Source organism: Pseudomonas pergaminensis, assembly GCF_024112395.2.
Taxonomy (GTDB): Bacteria; Pseudomonadota; Gammaproteobacteria; order Pseudomonadales; family Pseudomonadaceae; genus Aquipseudomonas; species Aquipseudomonas pergaminensis.
Window position 1 is genome coordinate 496,270 of sequence record NZ_CP078013.2, and the last position, 19,639, is coordinate 515,908.

Annotated in this window: 14 protein-coding genes and 2 pseudogenes; 5 read left to right on the forward strand and 11 right to left on the reverse strand. The window is 61.5% G+C overall.

Annotation, left to right across the window (positions count from 1 at the left end):
* Nucleotides 1–8 precede the first annotated feature (8 nt).
* From KUA23_RS02240 to KUA23_RS02250, 3 genes are read right to left on the reverse strand one after another with little or no spacing between them, the layout of a single operon-like run.
* Nucleotides 9–278, reverse strand: a complete 270-nt coding sequence (locus tag KUA23_RS02240) for a phosphopantetheine-binding protein (RefSeq protein ID WP_014716603.1) — start codon at nt 276–278, stop codon at nt 9–11.
* Nucleotides 256–1,068 (reverse strand): lysophospholipid acyltransferase family protein, encoded by an 813-nt coding sequence (locus KUA23_RS02245; RefSeq protein ID WP_252993389.1) that lies wholly within the window; start codon nt 1,066–1,068, stop codon nt 256–258. Before KUA23_RS02245 ends, KUA23_RS02240 begins: the two co-directional genes overlap by 23 nt.
* Nucleotides 1,044–1,763, reverse strand: a complete 720-nt coding sequence (locus KUA23_RS02250) for a beta-ketoacyl synthase chain length factor (RefSeq protein WP_214497979.1) — start codon at nt 1,761–1,763, stop codon at nt 1,044–1,046. The genes KUA23_RS02245 and KUA23_RS02250 overlap by 25 nt, the downstream gene beginning before the upstream one ends.
* Before the next feature lie 347 nt (nt 1,764–2,110).
* Here KUA23_RS02250 and KUA23_RS02255 point away from each other — a divergent pair, with 347 nt between their 5' ends.
* Both KUA23_RS02255 and KUA23_RS02260 read left to right on the forward strand, forming a co-directional pair.
* Nucleotides 2,111–2,881, forward strand: a complete 771-nt coding sequence (locus KUA23_RS02255; RefSeq protein ID WP_078046531.1) for a ParA family protein — start codon at nt 2,111–2,113, stop codon at nt 2,879–2,881.
* A 494-nt stretch (nt 2,882–3,375) separates the two neighbouring features.
* Nucleotides 3,376–3,585, forward strand: coding sequence for a DUF6124 family protein (locus KUA23_RS02260; RefSeq protein WP_078046532.1), 210 nt, complete (start codon nt 3,376–3,378; stop codon nt 3,583–3,585).
* 32 nt (nt 3,586–3,617) lie between these two features.
* On the opposite strand, the gene trxC is transcribed toward KUA23_RS02260, so the two are convergent.
* Nucleotides 3,618–4,052: a thioredoxin TrxC gene (gene trxC / locus KUA23_RS02265; RefSeq protein WP_078046533.1), complete on the reverse strand. Its 435-nt coding sequence runs from the start codon at nt 4,050–4,052 to the stop codon at nt 3,618–3,620.
* Between the two features lie 74 nt (nt 4,053–4,126).
* Between trxC and KUA23_RS02270 the strand changes: the two are divergent.
* A pseudogene (locus KUA23_RS02270) lies at nt 4,127–4,243 on the forward strand (transcriptional regulator); the annotation flags it as partial.
* A 6-nt stretch (nt 4,244–4,249) separates the two neighbouring features.
* On the opposite strand, the gene selO reads toward KUA23_RS02270, so the two are convergent.
* From selO to KUA23_RS30185, 5 genes and pseudogenes are all read right to left on the reverse strand, one after another.
* Nucleotides 4,250–5,713: a protein adenylyltransferase SelO gene (selO, locus tag KUA23_RS02275; protein WP_099492878.1), complete on the reverse strand. Its 1,464-nt coding sequence runs from the start codon at nt 5,711–5,713 to the stop codon at nt 4,250–4,252.
* A gap of 48 nt (nt 5,714–5,761) precedes the next feature.
* Complete coding sequence (gene mscK, locus KUA23_RS02280) at nt 5,762–9,145, reverse strand: mechanosensitive channel MscK (RefSeq protein WP_078046536.1); 3,384 nt, start codon at nt 9,143–9,145, stop codon at nt 5,762–5,764.
* Nucleotides 9,146–9,195: 50 nt separating this feature from the next.
* A complete protein-coding gene (locus tag KUA23_RS02285) occupies nt 9,196–10,938 on the reverse strand; it encodes a potassium/proton antiporter (RefSeq protein WP_016977199.1) in 1,743 nt (580 codons plus the stop codon).
* A gap of 232 nt (nt 10,939–11,170) precedes the next feature.
* Nucleotides 11,171–12,043, reverse strand: a complete 873-nt coding sequence (locus tag KUA23_RS30180) for a methyl-accepting chemotaxis protein (protein ID WP_370694346.1) — start codon at nt 12,041–12,043, stop codon at nt 11,171–11,173.
* Between the two features lie 30 nt (nt 12,044–12,073).
* Nucleotides 12,074–12,835, reverse strand: a pseudogene (locus KUA23_RS30185) (MCP four helix bundle domain-containing protein); the annotation flags it as partial.
* A gap of 239 nt (nt 12,836–13,074) precedes the next feature.
* Between KUA23_RS30185 and KUA23_RS02295 the strand changes: the two are divergent.
* Nucleotides 13,075–13,305, forward strand: coding sequence for a hypothetical protein (locus KUA23_RS02295; RefSeq protein ID WP_038844376.1), 231 nt, complete (start codon nt 13,075–13,077; stop codon nt 13,303–13,305).
* Nucleotides 13,302–13,595: a cell division protein ZapA gene (locus KUA23_RS02300; RefSeq protein ID WP_078046538.1), complete on the forward strand. Its 294-nt coding sequence runs from the start codon at nt 13,302–13,304 to the stop codon at nt 13,593–13,595. The genes KUA23_RS02295 and KUA23_RS02300 overlap by 4 nt, the downstream gene beginning before the upstream one ends.
* A 7-nt stretch (nt 13,596–13,602) precedes the next feature.
* Here the strand turns inward: KUA23_RS02300 and KUA23_RS02305 are convergent, their stop codons facing one another.
* Both KUA23_RS02305 and putA read right to left on the reverse strand, forming a co-directional pair.
* Nucleotides 13,603–15,405 (reverse strand): acyl-CoA dehydrogenase, encoded by a 1,803-nt coding sequence (locus tag KUA23_RS02305; RefSeq protein ID WP_100491654.1) that lies wholly within the window; start codon nt 15,403–15,405, stop codon nt 13,603–13,605.
* A 210-nt stretch (nt 15,406–15,615) separates the two neighbouring features.
* The gene (putA, locus tag KUA23_RS02310) at nt 15,616–19,569 is read right to left on the reverse strand and encodes a trifunctional transcriptional regulator/proline dehydrogenase/L-glutamate gamma-semialdehyde dehydrogenase (RefSeq protein ID WP_252993391.1); all 3,954 of its coding nucleotides are present in this window, start codon (nt 19,567–19,569) and stop codon (nt 15,616–15,618) included.
* Between the last annotated feature and the right edge of the window lie 70 nt (nt 19,570–19,639).

Genomic DNA, 19,639 nt, shown 5'->3' on the forward strand with positions numbered 1-19,639 from the left:
GTCCGGTCTCAAGCTGCCTGTCTGGCCGTGACGAACGCCGCAAGGCTGGCCACGTTGGTGAAGTGATTGCGGGTGTCCTTGGCGTCGGCATCGATCTTGATGCCGTACTTTTTCTGGATCGCCAGGCCCAGTTCCAGGGCGTCTACCGAATCCAGGCCGAGGCCTTCGCCGAACAGGGTTTGCTCGCTGCCGATGTCGTCGACGCTGATGTCTTCCAGGCCCAGGGCCTCGATGATCAGCGTCTTTATGTCGTGCTCAAGGCGGTGTTGGTCGCTCATCTTCGGCGAGCTCCTTAATAAAATAGTGATGCAGGTAATCGTTGAGCTTGCGTGAGGCCTGGGGCGCGGGGCCCAGTGTTGCGAACGCCTGTGGTTCTATATCGGCACCCACGCGCAAACTGAAGTGAAAGCGGCATTTTGGGATGCGATACCAGGGTTCGGCCTTGGTCAGCGTGGTGGGGCTCACTTTAATCACCACCGGGGTGACGATTGTCGCACCCCGCAGCGCAATGGCGGCGCCACCGCGATGAAAGGCAGGCGCTGCGCCGGGTGTGGTGCGGGTGCCTTCCGGGAAAATGATCAGGGTCTGGCCTGCGCGCAAGGCGTCGGCGGCGGCATCGAGCATGTCCGAGCTACCGTCGTTGCTGATGTAGCCGGCGTCGCGCACGGGGCCGCGCATGAACGGGTTTTGGAACAGGCTCTGCTTGACCACGCAATTGGTCTGGCGCATCAGGCCGATCAGGAACACCACGTCGATCAGCGACGGGTGGTTGGCAATGATCATCTGGCCTGGGCGCCCGAGGTTTTCCGCGCCTTCGACGCTGTAGGTCAGCACGCCGGCGCGCTGCATCAGGCGGATAAAAAACCAGAACAGTTTGCTGATGGTGTGGCGGACACGGCGCTGGTGTTCTTCTGCGCTGCCTGGCAGGCAACTGAGCAGTGGAAATACCAGCAGGCGCAGGCACAGCCCGCCTATGCCGAACAGGAAGAAGCTGGCGGCGGTGGCAAACAGGCGCCAGTAGTAGGCGTCCCGAGGCTTGTCGTTCACGGCTTGCGTTGCCAGTTCCATACGCGGTTCTTCCAGGCATGTTGGCAGGCGACCTGTTCGGTGAGCAGGGTGCGCAGCAGGTTCAGGGCGTGGGGCCACTGGGTTTGAGTGGGTTTGACAGTGCCGCTGCTCAGTTCCAGCTGCCACTCGTCGCCCGGTGTCAGCAACAGGCCGAGGGCGTAGGGAAAGGGCACATCGACGATCCAGCTGGCGTAGGCCTCGGGCGGCTGCTCCTCGGTAATCACCAGCAACACGGCCGGGGCGCCTTCGTTGAGCAGCGCGGCGGCTTCGAGCATGCCGTGTTCCAGGCCGTCGCCGGTGGCGGCGAGGGCGGTCATTTCGCTGGTTTCGTTGCGCAGGATCGACCACAGGCCAATCACGGCGTTGTGCACCGACAGGCTGAACTGGGTGGGCGACAGTGGCTGTTCGTTGGCCAGGTCGCTGAGGATGTCGAGGGTGCGCGGGGTCTCGCCATGCCGGGAAATGAACACCAGCGGCAGGTCCTGCAGGCCCTCGGCCAGTGGCCAGCCGACGCTGAACGCCATCCGCGCCAGGCGGCTCAGGCGGCGACGTTGCATGGCCGGCAGGAACGAGACATCAGGGGCGGCATCGCTTGCAGGCAGCAACGCCGGGGCCTGGCACCAGGCGTGCCAGTCGTCCACGCTATCGAGCCCAGGGGCCCAGGCGCGCCATTGGGCGATGTTGAAAGTGATCACTGAGAAGTTATCCCGCCCCTGCGGGCTTCCATGTGCAGCTTTTGGCCCCGAATACCGGGACAGGGAGCAATCGCCGAATGGCGCGCATTATCCCGGTGCCGTGGGGTTCTAGCAAACTTTGGTAAAGAATTGTGCATGGCCGATTACAAAATAGTCGGAAGAATTTACAGATTGTCCTTTACCTGGGGCGGGATAGATTGTCGGACCGTTCTTTTTAGTCTGTCGGTTGCGTATGACAGGTAGGTCGCCAACGGCCCGTCATGCAGCAGTGCATGGATGAACGAGGTAGCTAACAGGCGCTTCTGCCCTCTACACTCGGATATTCATTGATACACGGAGGTTTTTCCATGCGGCGCGTGGTGTTCAATCAGAAAGGCGGCGTGGGCAAGTCCAGCATCGCCTGCAACCTGGCGGCAGTCAGCGCCAGCGAAGGCTATCGAACCCTGTTGGTGGACCTCGATGCACAAGCCAACTCAACCCAATACCTCACCGGGCTGACCGGCGAAGATATACCGATGGGCATTGCCGAATTCTTCAAGCAAACCCTGTCTTCCGGGCCGTTTTCGAAAAAAAACCGGGTGGATATCTACGAGACGCCCTTCGACAACCTGCACGTGATCACCGCCACCGCCGAATTGGCGGACCTGCAGCCCAAGCTTGAGGCCAAGCACAAGATCAACAAGCTGCGAAAGCTGCTGGATGAACTGAGCGAAGATTACGACCGGATCTATCTGGATACGCCGCCGGCGCTGAACTTCTATGCGGTTTCGGCGTTAATTGCCGCTGATCGCGTGCTGATCCCCTTCGATTGCGACAGCTTCTCGCGCCAGGCCCTCTATGGCTTGCTGGCAGAAATCGAAGAGTTGAAGGAAGACCACAACGAAGGCCTTGAAGTCGAAGGCATCGTGGTCAACCAGTTCCAGGCCCGGGCGAGCCTGCCGCAGCAGATGCTGGATGAGTTGATTGCTGAGGGCCTGCCGGTGTTGCCGGTGTACCTGGCCAGTTCCGTACGCATGCGTGAATCGCACCAGGAGAGCAAGCCGCTGATCCATCTGGATCCACGGCATAAGCTCACACAGCAATTTGTGGAGCTGCATAACCTGCTGGAAAACGCGTGATCTGAAAGGCAGCGCGGACCTGAGTTTGAAATGCGATCAGTGTGGGAGCTGGCTTGTCTGCGATCGCATCGCCTCGGTGTATCAGGCAGACCGAGTCGCCTGCATCGCAGGCAAGCCAGCTCCCACACTTGGTTCTGCATTCCAGCCGCTTGATTTGTCCCACAGAGGCTGTAGGACGGGTCTGGCAATGGGGTTATGCCTTGTAACGATGCCTACAGGTAAGCCAGAATCGCCCGGCTTGTGCGTCTGGATGGGCTTCTCTTAAGGTTCTCGGGCCGCTGAATTCTCAGTGGTCGGGTTTAGTAGCCCAGTCAGACGAAAGTATGTGCACCGCTCCGACAGCATGGCGTTTTTCGCCTATCTGATGGTGGCTGTGCGCAGGGCACCTTCGGGTGCGCCGGTTTTTGCTTTCGTTCCCGGTCTACTAACCTGCGTACAGCCGCCGCCCTTGTTTAGTAGCGAATAGGTGGTGGCCCTATCAGAGAACGAAAAGCATGTTATTCACCGTCACCCCCAACCTCCCCAACGAAACCCTAGTCCTCAACAGCTACGAAACCTTCTCCTCCGTCCGCACCCTGTTGCTCAACCTGTCCAACGACCTTACCGGCGAACACCGAGACGTTGCTTTGGCGATCCACCAATTGAGCGAGCTGGGTGTACTGCTGGTCGGCCAGATGATGGACCGCGAAACACCCGTGGCCTAACGCTGGAATACCATCGCTGTAGGAGCCGCGTGTCAAATGCCCTGGCTGCGAAGCCACGCCATCAACTGCGGCAACGGAAACGCCCCGCTCTGGCGCGCCACTTCGCGGCCGTTCTTGAACAGAATCAAACTGGGAATCGAGCGAATCCCCAACTGCGCCGACAACTGCTGATTGGCCTCGCTGTCCAGCTTGGCCAGCCGGCACTTGCCCGCCAACTGCCCGGCCGCCTGCTCGAACACCGGCGCAAACGATTTACACGGGCCACACCAGTCGGCCCATACATCCACCAGCAACGGCAGGTCGCCTTTGATCTGGCTGGCGTAGTCGCCTTGTTTCAGCTCAAACGGCTTGTTCAACAAAACCGGCTGCTTGCAGCGCCCGCACTTTGGCGCATCACCCAGGCGTTCACCGGGGATGCGGTTGAGCCCGTTGCAGTGGGGGCAGGGGATTACAAGAGGTTCGGACATCGGGGGCTCCTAGGGTGTGGCCATTAGGTTCAATCTGGAGCCGGCAACGAGGTTTATCAAGACCAGATGCGATCTGCCGGGGGGCGCAATCGCTCGTCTCCGAGAGATTGCGTGGCAAGCGCCAGCTCAACATACGTCAAATACGTTGGCTGGCTGAGCGTTTTGGGGTTTCAGTAGAAACCTTCATTTAAAGGTTTTTACGAGGAACAACTAATCTCCAAATGCTTCCCCCAATCCGGCGGCCGCTGTGCGTATTGCTCCATCCCCGCTTGCTCCTCAAACGGCCTGGAAAGCACTTCATGCAGCCGTCGTACCTCGCTGTAATCCCCGGACTCGGCGGCAGCGATGGCATTCTGCGCAAGATAGTTGCGCAAGATGTACAGCGGGTTCACCGCATGCATCCGCGCACGGCGCTGTTCCTCGCTGTAGTCACCATCCCGTACAACACGCGCCTTGTACTGCTCGGCCCAGGCATCAAACCCGGCCAGGTCGACAAAGTCATCGCGCAACCGCGCTACGGCCAACGCCGCCGACTCATCCCCCAGGCGGCGGAAGAACAGGGTGTAGTCCACGCCGCTGTTCTGCATCAGCTTCAATAAACGCTCCACCAACTGCTGGTCATCGTCTTCGGCGGTGGTGAGTCCCAGGCGGCGGCGCATCAGGTCCAGGTAGTTCGCCTGATACAGCGGCAGGTACAGCCCAAGGGCTTCTTTCAAGGCGTCGACGCTGATAAACGGCGTCAGTGCTTGCGCCAATGCACTCAAGTTCCACTGCCCAATCGGCACCTGATTGCTGAAGGAATAGCGCCCTTCATGGTCCGAGTGGTTGCAGATGAAGTGCGCGTCAAAGTCATCCAAAAACGCAAACGGCCCGAAGTCGAAAGTGATGCCGAGGATCGACATGTTGTCGGTGTTCATCACGCCATGGCAGAAGCCATAAGCCTGCCACTTGGCGATCAATTCGGCGTTGCGCTCGACGATTTCGCGGAACATCGCCAGGTACGGCTCGGGTTGTTCGCGGCACTCGGGGTAGTGCAGGTTCAGTACATGCTCGGCCAACAGCGCCTGCTGCTCGGGCTTCTTGGTGTAGTAGAAATATTCGAAATGGCCGAAGCGGATATGGCTGTGCGCCATGCGCAATACCATCGCGCCACGCTCCTGTTTCTCACGCCACACGGGGGTGTCGGAGCCGATCACGCACAGTGCGCGGCTGCTGGGGATGCCCAGCGCGTGCAGGGCTTCGGAGGCCAGAAACTCACGGATCGACGAGCGCAACACGGCACGCCCATCGCCCATGCGTGAGTAAGGTGTCATCCCGGCGCCCTTGAGGTGCAGGTCCCAGTGCTCGCCGGCTTCGTTGTACACCTCACCCAGTAACAACCCACGGCCGTCACCCAGCTGCGGGGTGTAGCCGCCGAACTGATGCCCGGAATAGACCATCGCCCGCGGTTCTGCCTCGGCCCACAGCTTGTGGCCGCCAAACAGCTCGGCGAATACCGGTGTTTCGGCAACGGCGGGGTCAAGGTCGAGCAGGGCCATCGCGGCCTCACTCGCTACGACCAGGCGCGGCGCGTCGAGGGGCTCAGGCAGTACGTGGGTCGAGAATGCGTCGCCCAGGCGTGCGAAGCGGTTGTCGAAGGTCAGTTCGTCGAGGGCTTTCACCGGCCATCTCCAGCAGAATGTCCGAGCATTCTGCTGGGGATAGCGGAGTTAGTCGAGCTTGCTCGGCGGCGGTTCCGGCGCATCGTCGACTTTGCCGGGTGGCGGCTCGGGGGCGTCTTGCTCTGTCTCAGGCCCTGCGATGGTCTTGCGGTCATCCTCAACCGGCACCAATTTGTATTCCTGACCGTGCATATTCTTCAGGTACACCTCCATCTGCCGGAACGAGATGTTGATGTGCTGTTTCTTGAACTCACGGTTGATGTAGCGGTTGACCTCGTCCAGCACCGGGTTACGGTCACCCAGGTCGCGCACATGCATGCGCAGTTCGTGGTCGAGGGTGCTTTCGCCGAAATTGAGGAAGTAAACATGGGGTTCTGGCTCTTTCAGGACCCGTGGGTTTTCCCTGGCAGCCTTGAGTAACAGTTCCTTCACCAGGTCCAGATCCGAGCCGTAGTCCACGCCCAGTTTCAGGGTGACGCGGGTGATGGTGTCGGTCAGCGACCAGTTGATCAGTTGCCCGGTGATGAACGTTTTGTTCGGGACAATGATGTCCTTGCGGTCAAAGTCAGTGATCGTGGTGGCGCGGATGCGGATCTTGCTCACCGTGCCCGATAGGTTGCCGATGGTGATGGTGTCGCCGATGCGCACCGGGCGTTCGAACAGGATCATGATGCCGGAGATGAAGTTCGCGAAGATCTCCTGCATACCAAAGCCCAAGCCCACCGACAGCGCCGCCACCAGCCATTGCAACTTGTCCCAGCTCACGCCGAGGGTGGACAAGGTGGAGACGAAACCGACGCCGGCAATCACATACGACAGCAACGTGGTGGTCGCATAGGCGCTGCCCTGGGCCAGGTCCAGCTTGGACAGCACCAGCACCTCGAGCAGGCCGGGCAGGTTGCGCGCCAGGGCGAAGGTGATGCCGATGATGATCAGCGCGCCGAGCAAGTCGCCGATGCTGATCGGCACCATGCTGATATTGGCACCCGTACCGCTGGTGTATTCGTACAGCGTGACGTTATCCAAATACGAAAACACCGAGATCAGGTCAGACCATACCCAGTACAGCGCGGCAATAAAGCCGCCGAGCAAGGCCAGGCGAATCAGTCGCATGGACTGTTCGTTAACCTGTTCGATGTCCAGGGTCGGTTCTTCGATCACTGCTTCGCCGTCGCCGGCTTCCTTGGCGGCCTGGCGTTTGGCCAGGGCACGCGCATAGGCCAGTCGCCGGGCGGCAACGCCCAGGCCGCGGACGAAGGTGGCTTCGATCACCAGCCAGAACATCAGCAGGTAAAGGGTGTTGATCAGGCGGTCGCTGAGCTTGAGCGCGGTGTAGTAGTAGCCAAAGCACACGGCGATAAACAGCGCGACCGGCAGCGCGGTAAACATCAGGCCCACGGCCTTGCGGAACAGTGAGGCCTTTTCATGGGTCGGGCTGTTGAGCAACAGGCGGCCGAGCAGCCAGGCCATCAGCGCGTAGCAGGTGAGTACCACGCCGATGCCCAGCACGTCGTCGGCCAGCGCCGCCGGTTGGTGTTCAGCGATGGCCACCACGGCCACCAACGCGAGTACCACCAGCCCGAGTTTGCGTACCCAACCTTGCAGGAATTCGACCTGGGGCTTTTCCCAGCGAAAGTGCAGTTCCGCCACGCCACCCGGCGCCAGGATGCGATAAGCGGTATAGAAAACCAGCCAGGCCTGGGCGATTTGCAGCAGGGCCGAACCGAGGTTGGCGTTCTGCCCACGGGCGTCGATTTGCAGCGCGTAGCCGCACAGCGCCAAGCCTAGGGAAACCGGCATTGCCAGCAGGATATTGATCAGGATGGCCTGGGGCGTGTGCCACTGGCTGTCGCGCTTGAAGTGGCCAATATCCAGATGCACCTTGTTCAGGCGCTGGTACAGGTTTTTACGGCGCCATAGCAGCGCGCCAATCAACAGCAGCAGCGGCAGGAACAGCAGCGGGCGCTGGGTCAGGCCGTCATACAGTTCGCTGACGCTGGAGGCCCAGGGCAAGGTGGCGACTTGCTTGCTCAGGTGCGCCGGCACCGTTTCCAGCCATTCGGTGTCCAGCGGCTTGTTGCTGGGGATCCAGAACATCTGCTCATCCAGCGTCGCGCGCAGGGTGGTGGCGGTGCTGAGCAGTTGTTTCTGGTTCAGTTGCAGGGTGATGGATTCATTGAGCAGCGCGCTCAGCTCACGGCTCAGGCGCTCCAGCAGGTCGCTGCGGGTGATCGCCAGTTCCAGCAGGGTGCGGCGCAGTTGGGGGGTGATGTCTTCCGGCGCTTGGTTGGCCAGCAGGTTATCCACATAGGCACTTGGCGAACTGATCAGTTCGCGTTGCTGGTTGACCTCGAATTGGTACAGGCGAATGTTGGCGATGTCGTCCGCCAGGTCGCGGTCCACGGTCAGGCGTGGCAAGGCTTGTTTCTGTTTGTAGAGGATCTTGGACAGCAACAGGCTGCCCTTGAGCACGTTGATCTGCTCGTCCAGGGCCGAGTCGCTCTGGGTCACCGTGTCGAGTTGCTGCTTGGTTTTCAGGTTCTTCTGGGTCAGATCGTTGAGGCGGTCGGTGCTTTTGAGCAGGTAGTCGGACAGCTTCAGGTTGGCCGCGCTTTCGGTGGCCAGCAGGCTGCTGCCGCCGGCTTTTTGCGCTTCGATGGATTGTTGGGTCACCGTCTGCTGGGACTGGGCCAGGCGTTTCTGGTTGATCAGGGTTTGCAGGTCCTGGATCTCTTGTTCCAGGCGCGCGGTTTTCTCCATCACCAGGTCGTGCTGGCTGTTGCCCAGGTCTTGCAGTTGGCTGTTGCCGGCCAGTTCCTGGCGGCGCAGCGGGATCAGCGCGTTGAGGGCCGCAAGTTCGGCGTTGAGCTGGTTGCGCTGGTCGCCGCTGAGGGTTTTGCCGTTGTCCTTGCCGGCCTTGAGGATCGAATTGATCTGCAGGATGCGCGTCTGGCTGCTGCTGATTTCGGTCTGGGCGCGCTCCGGGCGGGTCTGGGCGGCGATGGATAGGCTGTTGGCGTCGGCCAGTTCTTTTTGCAGGTCACCTTGCTGGGTGGTGCGTTGCACCAGCAACTGCTCAAGCTGCGGCACCGGCAGGGTGGCGTAGCGCTGGGCGACCGGGATGATTTTGGTGGCCTTGAGCCGGGTCAGCTCGCGCTGGTTGTCGCCGGTCTGGCGTGGCGCGTCTTCCAACTGGCGCTTGAGGTCGACCAGGCGCTGCTCGTAATCCTGCTTGTTGCCCAGGTACGTCAGGGTCTGTTGCAGGATGGTCTGCAGCGCCTTCATGTCGGCGTCGGGCAGCTTGCGGTCGGGCAGCTTGTCCAGGGTTTGCTGGATGGCGTCGGCGCTGGGCGGGTCGGCCGCGTGAACGGTGCCGACACAAAGGGTCAGGCCCAGCAGGGCAGTGGCGAGGAACGTGCGCAGGGTAGGCATAGAGACCGGTCTTGCAAGGTGAAGAATCGGGGGCGTCGTCGCCCCGCAGTTTAGAGGAAGAGTCCGGGGCCCGGGCGACTTCCTTCGGGGAATCTGACGCCCACTTTGCCGATCTTGTTCCCGTCCATGACCGCGACGGTCCAGATGGTGTTGTTCCACTCCACCTGGTCGCCGACGATGGGCGCGCCGCCGACTTTCTGGGTGATGAAACTGCTCAGTGGCATGTCCGGGTCGATGCCCTCCAGCTTCAGGCCGTACAGGGCGGAAACCGCGCCCAGCTGGGCGTCGCCTTCCAGCACGAAGTCGCCGAAGAAGCGCAGGTCCAGGCCGCGTTGCGGCGCCTGGCTGAACAGTTTGCCCAGGGCGGGCAGGTTGTGTTCATGGCCGATCACACAGAGCAAATCGCCGACTTCCAGCACCGTACTACCCGACGGATGGAGCAGTTGCTGGCCACGGAACAGCGCAGCGATGCGCGTGCCTTCGGGCATTTTCAGCTCACGCAGGGCAGCACCGATGCACCATTTTTCCGCGCCCAGGCGGTAGACGAACAGCTCCCACTCGCTGGTGACGTGCACTTCCAGCGCGGCACGGGAAATCGGCGCCGGGTCCGGCGGTACGGTGACTTTGAGCAGCTTGGCCACCCACGGCAGGCTTGTGCCCTGCACCAGCAGCGACACCAGCACGATAAAGAACGCGAGGTTGAAATACAGCTGCGCATGGGGCAGCCCGGCCATCAGCGGGAACACCGCCAGAATGATCGGCACCGCGCCGCGCAGGCCCACCCAGGCGATAAAGGCCTTTTCCCGACCGTGGAACGCTTTGAAAGGCAGCAGGCCGACCATTACCGACAATGGCCGCGCAAACAGAATCATCCACAGCGCCAGGCCCAGGGCCGGCAACGCGATGGGCAGCAAGTCATGGGGCGTGACCAGCAGGCCCAGTACCAGGAACATGCCGATCTGCGCCAACCAGGCCATGCCGTCGAGCATATGCAAAATGCCATGACGGCTGCGCACCGGGCGGTTGCCGATCACCAGGCCGCACAGGTACACGGCGAGGAAGCCGCTGCCGTGCAGGGCGTTGGTTACGGCGAACACGAACAGGCCGCCAGCGATCACCAGGATCGGGTACAGGCCGGTGGCCAGGTTGATGCGGTTGACCATTTGCAGCATCAGCCAGCCGCCACCCAGGCCGACCACGCCGCCGATGCCGAACTCGCGCACCAAGTGAGTCAGCAGGCTCCAGTGTAAACCGGTTTGGCCGCTGGCGAGCATGTCGATCAAGGTGACAGTAAGGAACACCGCCATGGGGTCGTTGCTGCCGGATTCGATTTCCAGGCTGGCGGTGACCCGTTCGTTGAGGCCCTTGCCGCCGAGCAGCGAGAACACTGCCGCAGCGTCCGTGGAGCCGACAATCGCGCCAATCAACAAGCCTTGGATGATATTGAGGTCAAACAGCCAGGCCGCGGCCATGCCGGTGAGGCCTGTGGTAATCAACACCCCCACCGTGGCCAGCGACAACGCTGGCCAGAGTGCCACGCGGAAACTCGCCACCCGTGTACGTAAACCGCCATCGAGCAGGATCACGGCCAGGGCGAGGTTGCCCACCAGGTAGGCGGTCGGGTAGTTGTCGAAGATGATGCCGCCGCCATCGACGCCGGCGACCATGCCCACGGCCAGGATGATCACCAGGATCGGGATGCCCAGGCGGGACGAAAGAGAACTCACCAGAATGCTCGCACTCACCAGCAACGCGCCGATCAAGAACAGGCTGTTGATGGTCGTCGCATTCAAAGGCAGTACTCCATGAGCAAACAAGACGGGGCGCAAACTGACCATGCAGTCTGCGTGCCAGTGATTCTAACCTGTTGAATTGCTGCGCTGTCAAAAAGCTTTTACAGGTTGCTATAGATCCAATGTGGGAGCGGGCTTGCTCGCGAATGCGGTATATCAGCTAAAGATATGCTGACTGAACCACTGCATTCGCGAGCAAGCCCGCTCCCACATTTTGACTGGGGCGTGTCAGTTAGAGGCGGAAGCGCCCGACCATCCCATTCAAGTCCACCGCCAGGCGCGACAGCTCGCTGCTCGCCGCACTGGTCTGGCTGGCACCCGTGGCCGATTGCACCGACAGGTCACGGATGTTCACCAGGTTGCGGTCCACTTCCCGCGCCACTTGGGCCTGCTCTTCGGCTGCGCTGGCGATGACCAGGTTGCGTTCGTTGATCTCGACGATCGCGGTATTGATGGTATCCAGCGACATCCCGGCGCCTTTGGCGATATTCAGCGTCGATTCCGCGCGTTCGGTGCTGTTGCGCATCGAATCTACTGCGTGCTCGGTGCCGGCCTGGATGCTGCCGATCATCCGCTCGATCTCGCTGGTCGACTGCTGCGTGCGATGAGCCAGGGCGCGCACTTCATCGGCGACCACCGCAAAACCGCGACCGGCTTCGCCAGCACGTGCCGCTTCAATCGCCGCGTTCAGTGCCAGCAGGTTGGTCTGGTCGGCCAGGCCACGGATCACGTCCAGCACCTTGCCGATATCGCGGGACTCATTGGCCAGGTCGCCGATCAGGGTGGCGGTGGCCTGTACGTCGCCGCTCATGCGTTCGATGGCGCTGACGGTTTCCTGCACCAGGTCACGGCCATCGCCGGCAGAAGTGGTGGCGTTGCGCGATGCCTCGGAGGTGCTCACCGCATTGCGGGCGACTTCCTCGACGGCACTGGTCATCTCGTTCACCGCCGTGGCGGCTTGTTCGATTTCGTTGTTTTGCTGGGTCAGGCCACGGGCGCTTTCGTCGGTGACGGCGTTCAGTTCCTCGGCAGCCGACGCCAGCTGGGTCGCGGACCCGGCAATGCGTTGCAGGGTGTCGCGCAGTTTGTCCTGCATCTTGGCCATGGCCGCCAACAGGCGCCCGGCTTCGTCGTTGCCGTCGACGTTGATCGGGCGCGTCAGGTTGCCTTCGGCCACTTCTTCGGCCGCGTCCAAGGCCTGGGAGATGGGCAGGGTGATGCTGCGGGTCAGCAGCCACGCAAACAGCAGTGTCAGCAGGGTGGCGATCACCAGAAGGCTCACCACCATGTTGAAGGCCATGTTGTATTGGTCTTCGGCGTCTTTATTGGTAGCCAGGGCCATCTTATTGTTGATGTCCAGCAGGCGGGTGAGCACGGCGTTGACCTGCTCGGAGTTGCTCAGCAGTTCGGTGTTGAGCAGGGTGCGCAGCTCTTCGACTTGATTGGCGCGCGACAGGCTCTTCATGCGCTCTTCAATCTGGTGGTACTGGCCGAGAAGGCGCACGTATTCGTCGTAGGTCGAACGCTCTTCGCTGCTCTCGATGAGTTTTTCGTAGATGCCCTGGGCCGTGCGAATCTGCTGATTGCGCAGCTCAAAGGCTTCCAGGGTTTTTTGCTGGACCTCCGGCTCGCGGTTGGTCAGCAGGCGGTACGACAGCACCCGCAGGCGCAGAGTCAGTTGGGTGAACTCATCGAGGGCACGAATGCTTGGCACGCTGGACAGGGTGATGTCTTCCGTGGCGGCGCGTATCTTGCTCATTTGATTCAGGGCGAACACACCGAGAAACAACATCAACGCGCCAATAAACGCGAAGCCGAGGAAGGCCCTCGGAGCGATATTCATATTACGAAGCGACATGCGGGAATCCTGGGGGGAGAGCGCGATCCGTGCGGCCATGAGACGGTCTGTGCCTCTCTATCGGTCGTACGACTAAAGTCTAAAGGGGCATGTGCGTTTTTGTCGCATCTGACGAGGGGTTCGGCCGATTCAGGAACCAGATCGGGTAAATGCAGTCACTAAGGCTCGAAAGTGCGGCCCGGCCCTTAAAAATCGGGCTGCGCGCCAGGGATAACCCTGGCATCCGAGGTGAATTTTCTTTATCGTCACCGCCCTTTGAAAAAGCCCGAGAAATCAAAATGTTAGAAGCATCCCTCAGCCAATTGGAACAACTGGTCAGCGACCTGGTACAGCAGAATCAGGACCTACTGGGCAGCAACGAATCCCTCAAGGCCGAACTGGCGCGTGCCAAAGATGAGAACGACAGCCTGCAGTTGAACCTGATGGAACAGGAAGAGAAGCACGGCGCTACTGCCGCACGTATACAGGCACTGGTTGAGCGTGTGAGCGCAGGGCCTGTCGGCGCATGAGTGAAGGGATAAAGGTCGTTTCGATTCTCGGAGAGGATTACTCGATCAAGGCACCGGCCGGGGAAGAGAAAACCCTGATGCACGCCGTGACCCTGCTCAAGGCGTCCCTGGCCACCACCAAGAAAAAGTACCCGACCCTGATCGGTGACAAGTTACTGGTGCTGGCGGCGCTGAACCTGTGCGCCGAGCAGATCGAAATGCAGCAGGCTCACCAGCAGGAACTCGACCGTTACCAAGAGCAAGTCAGCGCCACGGTCGATGTGATTGCCAAGGCGATCGGAACGCCTTGATCAGCGGTTAGAACCACTCATCCTGCATGCCGAGGCACGTATCATCGCGTGCCTCCAGGATCGCCAGTTCATGATGGCAGCTCGGTACTTCCCAGGTCAGGAAGTACCGGGCAGCCTGGAGCTTGCCCTTATAGAAGGCCACATCGGCCGCCACGCCCTTGGCCAAGCCTTCTTCGGCGCGAATCGCCTGTTCCAGCCAGCGCCAGCCAATCACCGTATGCCCGAACACCTTCAAGTACAGCGCCGAATTCGCCAGGCTGCTGTTGACCTTGCCGTGGGCGAGATCCGTCAGTAGGCCGATCGTCACGCTTTGCAGGCGGTTGACCAACTGCTCAAGCGGTTCCCTGAGTGGGGTGAGGCTTGGGTACTGCTGCGCCCGGGCACCGGTTTCGGCGATCAGTCTAATGAGTTGCTTCAAGCCCGCTCCGCCATTCTGTGCGAGCTTGCGCCCGAGCAAATCCAGGGACTGGATGCCATGGGTGCCTTCATGGATGGGGTTCAGGCGGTTGTCACGGTAATACTGCTCCACAGGGTATTCGCGGGTGTAGCCATGGCCACCGAGAATCTGGATCGCCAGTTCGTTGGCCTTGAGGCAGAACTCCGAGGGCCAGGATTTGACGATAGGGGTGAGCAAGTCCAGCAGTTCGTGGGCGTGCTTGCGCTCGGCTTCGGTTTCCAGGGTGGTGGTGTCGTCGAACAGGCGAGCGGCGTAGAGGCCGAGGTCGAAGGCGCCTTCCACGTAGGACTTTTGGGTGAGCAGCATGCGCTTGATGTCGGCGTGCTGGATGATCGAGACCGGCGCAGTGGTGGGATCCTTGCTATCAGGCAGGCGACCTTGCGGGCGTTCACGGGCGTACTCCAGGGAGTAGAGGTAGCCGGCATAACCGAGCATCACCGCGCCCATGCCCACGCCGATGCGTGCCTCGTTCATCATCTGGAACATGCAGCTCAACCCCTGGTGCGGCTTGCCCACCAGGTAGCCGACACAGTTGCCGTTGTCGCCGAAATTCAACGCCGTGGACGTGGTGCCGCGCCAGCCCATCTTGTGGAAAAGCCCCGCCAGCAGCACGTCGTTGCGTTCCCCCAGGCTGCCGTCGTCGTTGACCAGGAACTTGGGCACGATAAACAGCGAAATGCCCTTCACTCCGGGCGGCGCATCCGGCAGCTTGGCCAACACCATGTGCACGATGTTTTCCGACAGTGGGTGATCGCCGCCGGAAATGAAGATCTTGTTGCCCTTGAGCCGATATGTGCCGTCAGCCGCAGGCTCGGCGCGGGTACGAATATCCGACAGCGATGAGCCGGCGTGGGGTTCGGTGAGGGCCATGGTGCCGAAGAAACGGCCGTCGATCATCGGCTGCAGGAAGCGTTGTTTCTGATCGTCGGTGCCGAAGCTTTCGATCAGGTTGGCGGCGCCCATGGTCAGGAACGGGTAGGACGTGGACGCGGCGTTGGCCGACTGGAAGTGCGCGAAACAGGCTTGCGACAGCAGGGTGGGCAGTTGCATGCCGCCCGCTTCAAAGCTGCGGGCTGCGTTGAGGAAGCCGGCTTCGAGGAACGCATCCACCGCTGGCTTCACTTCCGGAATCAGGATGGCCTTGCCGTCTTCGTAGCGCGGTTCATTTTCGTCGTTCTTGCGGTTGTGAGGGGCGAAATACTTCTCGGCAATAGTGCGCGCGGTACTGATGGCCGCATCGAAGGTTTCGCGATTGTGCTCGGCAAACCGCTCGCGCTGGGTCAGGCCCTCGGCATCGAGGACTTCATACAGCTCGAAAGCCAGATTGCGGGAACTGAGCAGCGTCTCGGACATGGCGGCTTACCTTTGGAGGAATTGGCCTGAGTCTAAGTGCGCGAATATATGCTGGATAGCAAGATTGATTTGCGTGATGGAGGGGCAGAACGCGGGCGGAAGGTTGGATGCGGTCAATGTGGGAGCTGGCTTGCCTGCGATGAGGCCGTGCCAGCTGACATCTAAGTCACTGGCCCACCGCTATCGCAGGCAAGCCAGCTCCCACATGAGTTAACCGATAGTCATCAGGCTCGCATTCCCACCTGCCGCAGCCGTGTTAACGCTCAATGCCCGCTCGATCACCAAACGCTCCAGCGCAATCGCTGTCTCGCCTTGGGACAAACCATGCACCCCGACAATCGCCCCGCCACGCTGGGCCACTTGCTGGCACACCGCACGCAGTTGATCGGAATCACCGTGGTGCAGGACGGCGTCGAACACCACGTCATCCTTGGTCCAATCGGCCACGCGCTTGATCTTCGCCTGAATCTCCTTCGGCAGGCGTGGGAACAAGACCTTGGTCAGGTCGGTTTCCGGCCATACCGCAGAACCGCCAACAGCCAGCACCGCCGCCAGTTGAGTCAGCAGGTCGCCTTCTACGTCCGCCAGGCACAGCACGTGCTCGCGGGGCAGGATGGCGTAGCTGTTGCGCTCGCCGGTCGGGCCGGCCAGTTGACGGGTGATACCGCTTTGCGATTGCGCGGCAAACTGGCTGCACAGGGCGCTCAGGTCGCTGAACTGATTGCTGTCGGCCCAGGTTTTCAGGGCGGTCAGCGGCTGGCTCATGGCGTCGCGCAAACGAACATCCGGTGCAGACAGTGCATCGCCACGTACGAAGGATTGCTCGATGGCATCCGTAGGGCGAGTCGACAGCAGGCGGTACAGGTACAGCGGGCCGCCGGCTTTCGGGCCAGTGCCCGACAGGCCTTCGCCGCCGAACGGTTGCACGCCAACCACGGCACCGACGATGTTGCGGTTGACGTAGACGTTACCGGCGTTGACGTTGTCGATCACCTTGGCGATGGTCTCGTCGATACGGGTATGCACGCCCAGGGTCAGGCCGTAGCCGGAAGCATTGATCTGGCCGATGAGCTGGTCGATCTCTTTGCGCTTGTAGCGCACCACGTGCAGTACCGGGCCAAAGATTTCGCGTTGCAGTTCGTCGAAGCTTTCCAGCTCGATCAGGGTTGGCATCACGAAGGTGCCGCGCTTGATCTCGTCGCCGTCGGCAATGGCCACCTGGTACACGTTGCGGCCTTTGTCGCGCATGGCCTGGATGTGTTTCTCGATACCGGCCTTGGCTTCGGCGTCGATCACCGGGCCGATATCCACGGACAGGCGCTCCGGGTTACCGAGGCGGCATTCAGCCATGGCGCCCTTGAGCATTTCGATGACACGGTCTGCCGAATCTTCCTGCAGGCACAGCACGCGCAGGGCCGAGCAGCGTTGGCCGGCACTGTCGAAGGCCGAGGACACCACGTCGATTACCACTTGTTCGGTGAGCGCTGAGGAGTCGACGATCATCGCGTTCTGGCCGCCAGTTTCGGCGATCAGCGGGATCGGACGGCCCTGGGCATCCAGGCGGCCGGCGACATTGCGTTGCAGCAGGCGCGCCACTTCGGTGGAGCCGGTGAACATCACGCCTTTGACGCGATCATCACCCACCAGGCGCGCACCGACGGTTTCGCCCTGGCCCGGCAGCAGTTGCAGCACGCCTTCCGGAATGCCGGCTTCCAGCAGGATGCGCACGGCTTGCGCGGCGACCAGCGGGGTTTGTTCGGCCGGCTTGGCCAATACCGGGTTACCGGCGGCCAGTGCGGCAGCGACTTGACCGCTGAAGATCGCCAGCGGGAAGTTCCACGGGCTGATGCAGACCACCGGGCCCAATGGGCGGTGGGCATCATTGGTGAAGTCATTGCGCGCCTGCACCGCGTAGTAGCGCAGGAAGTCCACGGCTTCACGCACTTCGGCGATGGCGTTGGCGAAGGTCTTGCCGGCTTCACGGGCCAGCAGGCCCATCAGTGGCTGAATCTCGCCTTCCATCAGGTCGGCGGCACGTTCCAGGATCGCGGCGCGCTCGGCGGGCGGGGTGGCCTGCCAGATCGGACCGGCGCTGATAGCGCACTGGATAGCGTTGTCGACGTCTTCGACGGTGGCTTCTTGCACATGACCGACCACGTCACGCAGGTCGGACGGGTTCAGTACCGGCGCCGCCGCTTGCTCGCTGGAGGCGCAACCGAGCATCGGCGCAGCTTTCCAGTTGTTGTGAGCCGTGGCCAGCAAGGCGCAGGACAGCGACGCCAGGCGGTGTTCGTTGGCCAGGTCGATACCGGCCGAATTGGCGCGGTCGCTGCCGTACAGGTCACGCGGCAAGGGGATACGCGGGTGCGGCAGGCCGAAGCCGCCTTCCAGCGTGGCCATTTGCTCGATGCTGGCCACTGGGTCGGCCACCAGCTCCTGGATCGAAATGGATTGGTCGGCAATTCGGTTGACGAACGAGGTGTTCGCGCCGTTTTCCAGCAGGCGACGGACCAGGTAGGCCAGCAGCGTTTCGTGGGTGCCGACTGGAGCGTACACGCGGCACGGACGGTTCAGCTTGCCATCGGCAACCTTGCCTACAACCTGCTCGTACAGCGGTTCGCCCATGCCGTGCAGGCATTGGAACTCGTACTGGCCGGGGTAATAGTTCTGACCGGCGATATGGTAGATGGCCGACAGCGTGTGAGCGTTATGCGTGGCGAACTGCGGGTAGATGACTTCCGGCACCGACAGCAGTTTGCGTGCGCAGGCAATGTAGGAAACGTCGGTGTACACCTTGCGGGTGTACACCGGGTAGCCTTCCAGGCCTTCGACCTGGGCGCGCTTGATTTCGCTGTCCCAGTACGCGCCTTTTACCAGGCGGATCATCAGGCGGTGGCGGCTGCGGCGCGCCAGGTCGATGACGTAGTCGATCACATACGGGCAACGCTTCTGGTAGGCCTGGATCACGAAACCGATGCCGTTCCAGCCGGTCAGTTGCGGCTCGAAGCACAGGCGCTCGAGCAGGTCCAGGGACAGCTCCAGGCGGTCGGCTTCTTCGGCGTCGATGTTCAGGCCGATGTCGTATTGCTTGGCCAGCAGGGTCAGGGACAGCAGGCGCGGGTACAGCTCGTCCATCACACGCTCGTACTGTGCGCGGCTGTAGCGCGGGTGCAGCGCCGACAGCTTGATGGAAATGCCCGGGCCTTCATAAATCCCACGCCCATGGGAGGCTTTGCCGATGGAGTGAATGGCTTGTTCGTACGAGGCCAGGTACTTCTGCGCATCGTGTTCGGTCAGCGCGGCTTCACCGAGCATGTCGTAGGAATAGCGGAAGCCTTTGGCTTCGAACTTGCTCGCGTTGGCCAAGGCTTCGGCGATGGTTTCACCGGTGACAAACTGCTCGCCCATCAGGCGCATGGCCATGTCGACGCCCTTGCGGATCATCGGCTCGCCGCTCTTGCCGATGATGCGGCTCAGGGACGAGGTGAGGCCGGCTTCGTTGTGGGTGGCGACCAGTTTACCGGTCAGCAGCAGGCCCCAGGTCGCGGCGTTGACGAACAACGACGGGCTGTTGCCCAGGTGCGGCTGCCAGTTGCCGGTGCTGATCTTGTCGCGGATCAGCGCGTCGCGGGTGCCTTTGTCCGGGATGCGCAGCAGCGCTTCGGCCAGGCACATCAGGGCCACGCCTTCCTGGGACGACAGGGAAAATTCCTGCAGCAGGCCTTGAACAATCCCGGCACGGCCGCCTGCGCTCTTCTGATTACGCAGTTTTTCGGCAATCGACGCCGCCAGCTTGTTGGTCGCTTCGGCCATTGGCGCCGGCAGGCGGGCTTGCTCGATCAGCATCGGTACCACTTCCGGCTCGGGGCGACGGTAAGCGGCGGTGATCGAAGCGCGCAGCACGGATTGCGGCAGGATGCTTTCGGCGAACTCAAGGAAGCACTGGTGGGCGTGGTCGGTCTGGACCTCGCCAGCGTCGTCAGCGTCCTTGCTGCTCAAACCATTGAGTTCAGTCAGGGTTGCACCACCCTCCAGTTTCTCCAGGTAATTGAAGATCGCCTGCTTGATCAGCCAGTGCGGCGTGCGATCAATGGAGGTCGCGGCCGCCTTCAAGCGCTCGCGGGTCGGGTCGTCAAGTTTGACCCCAAGGGTGGTCGTAGCCATTTTCTTATCCTCATGGGTGCCACTACCGAGTGGCATTAGCTGGCGGCAAGATTAGCTTTGCGCATGCAGA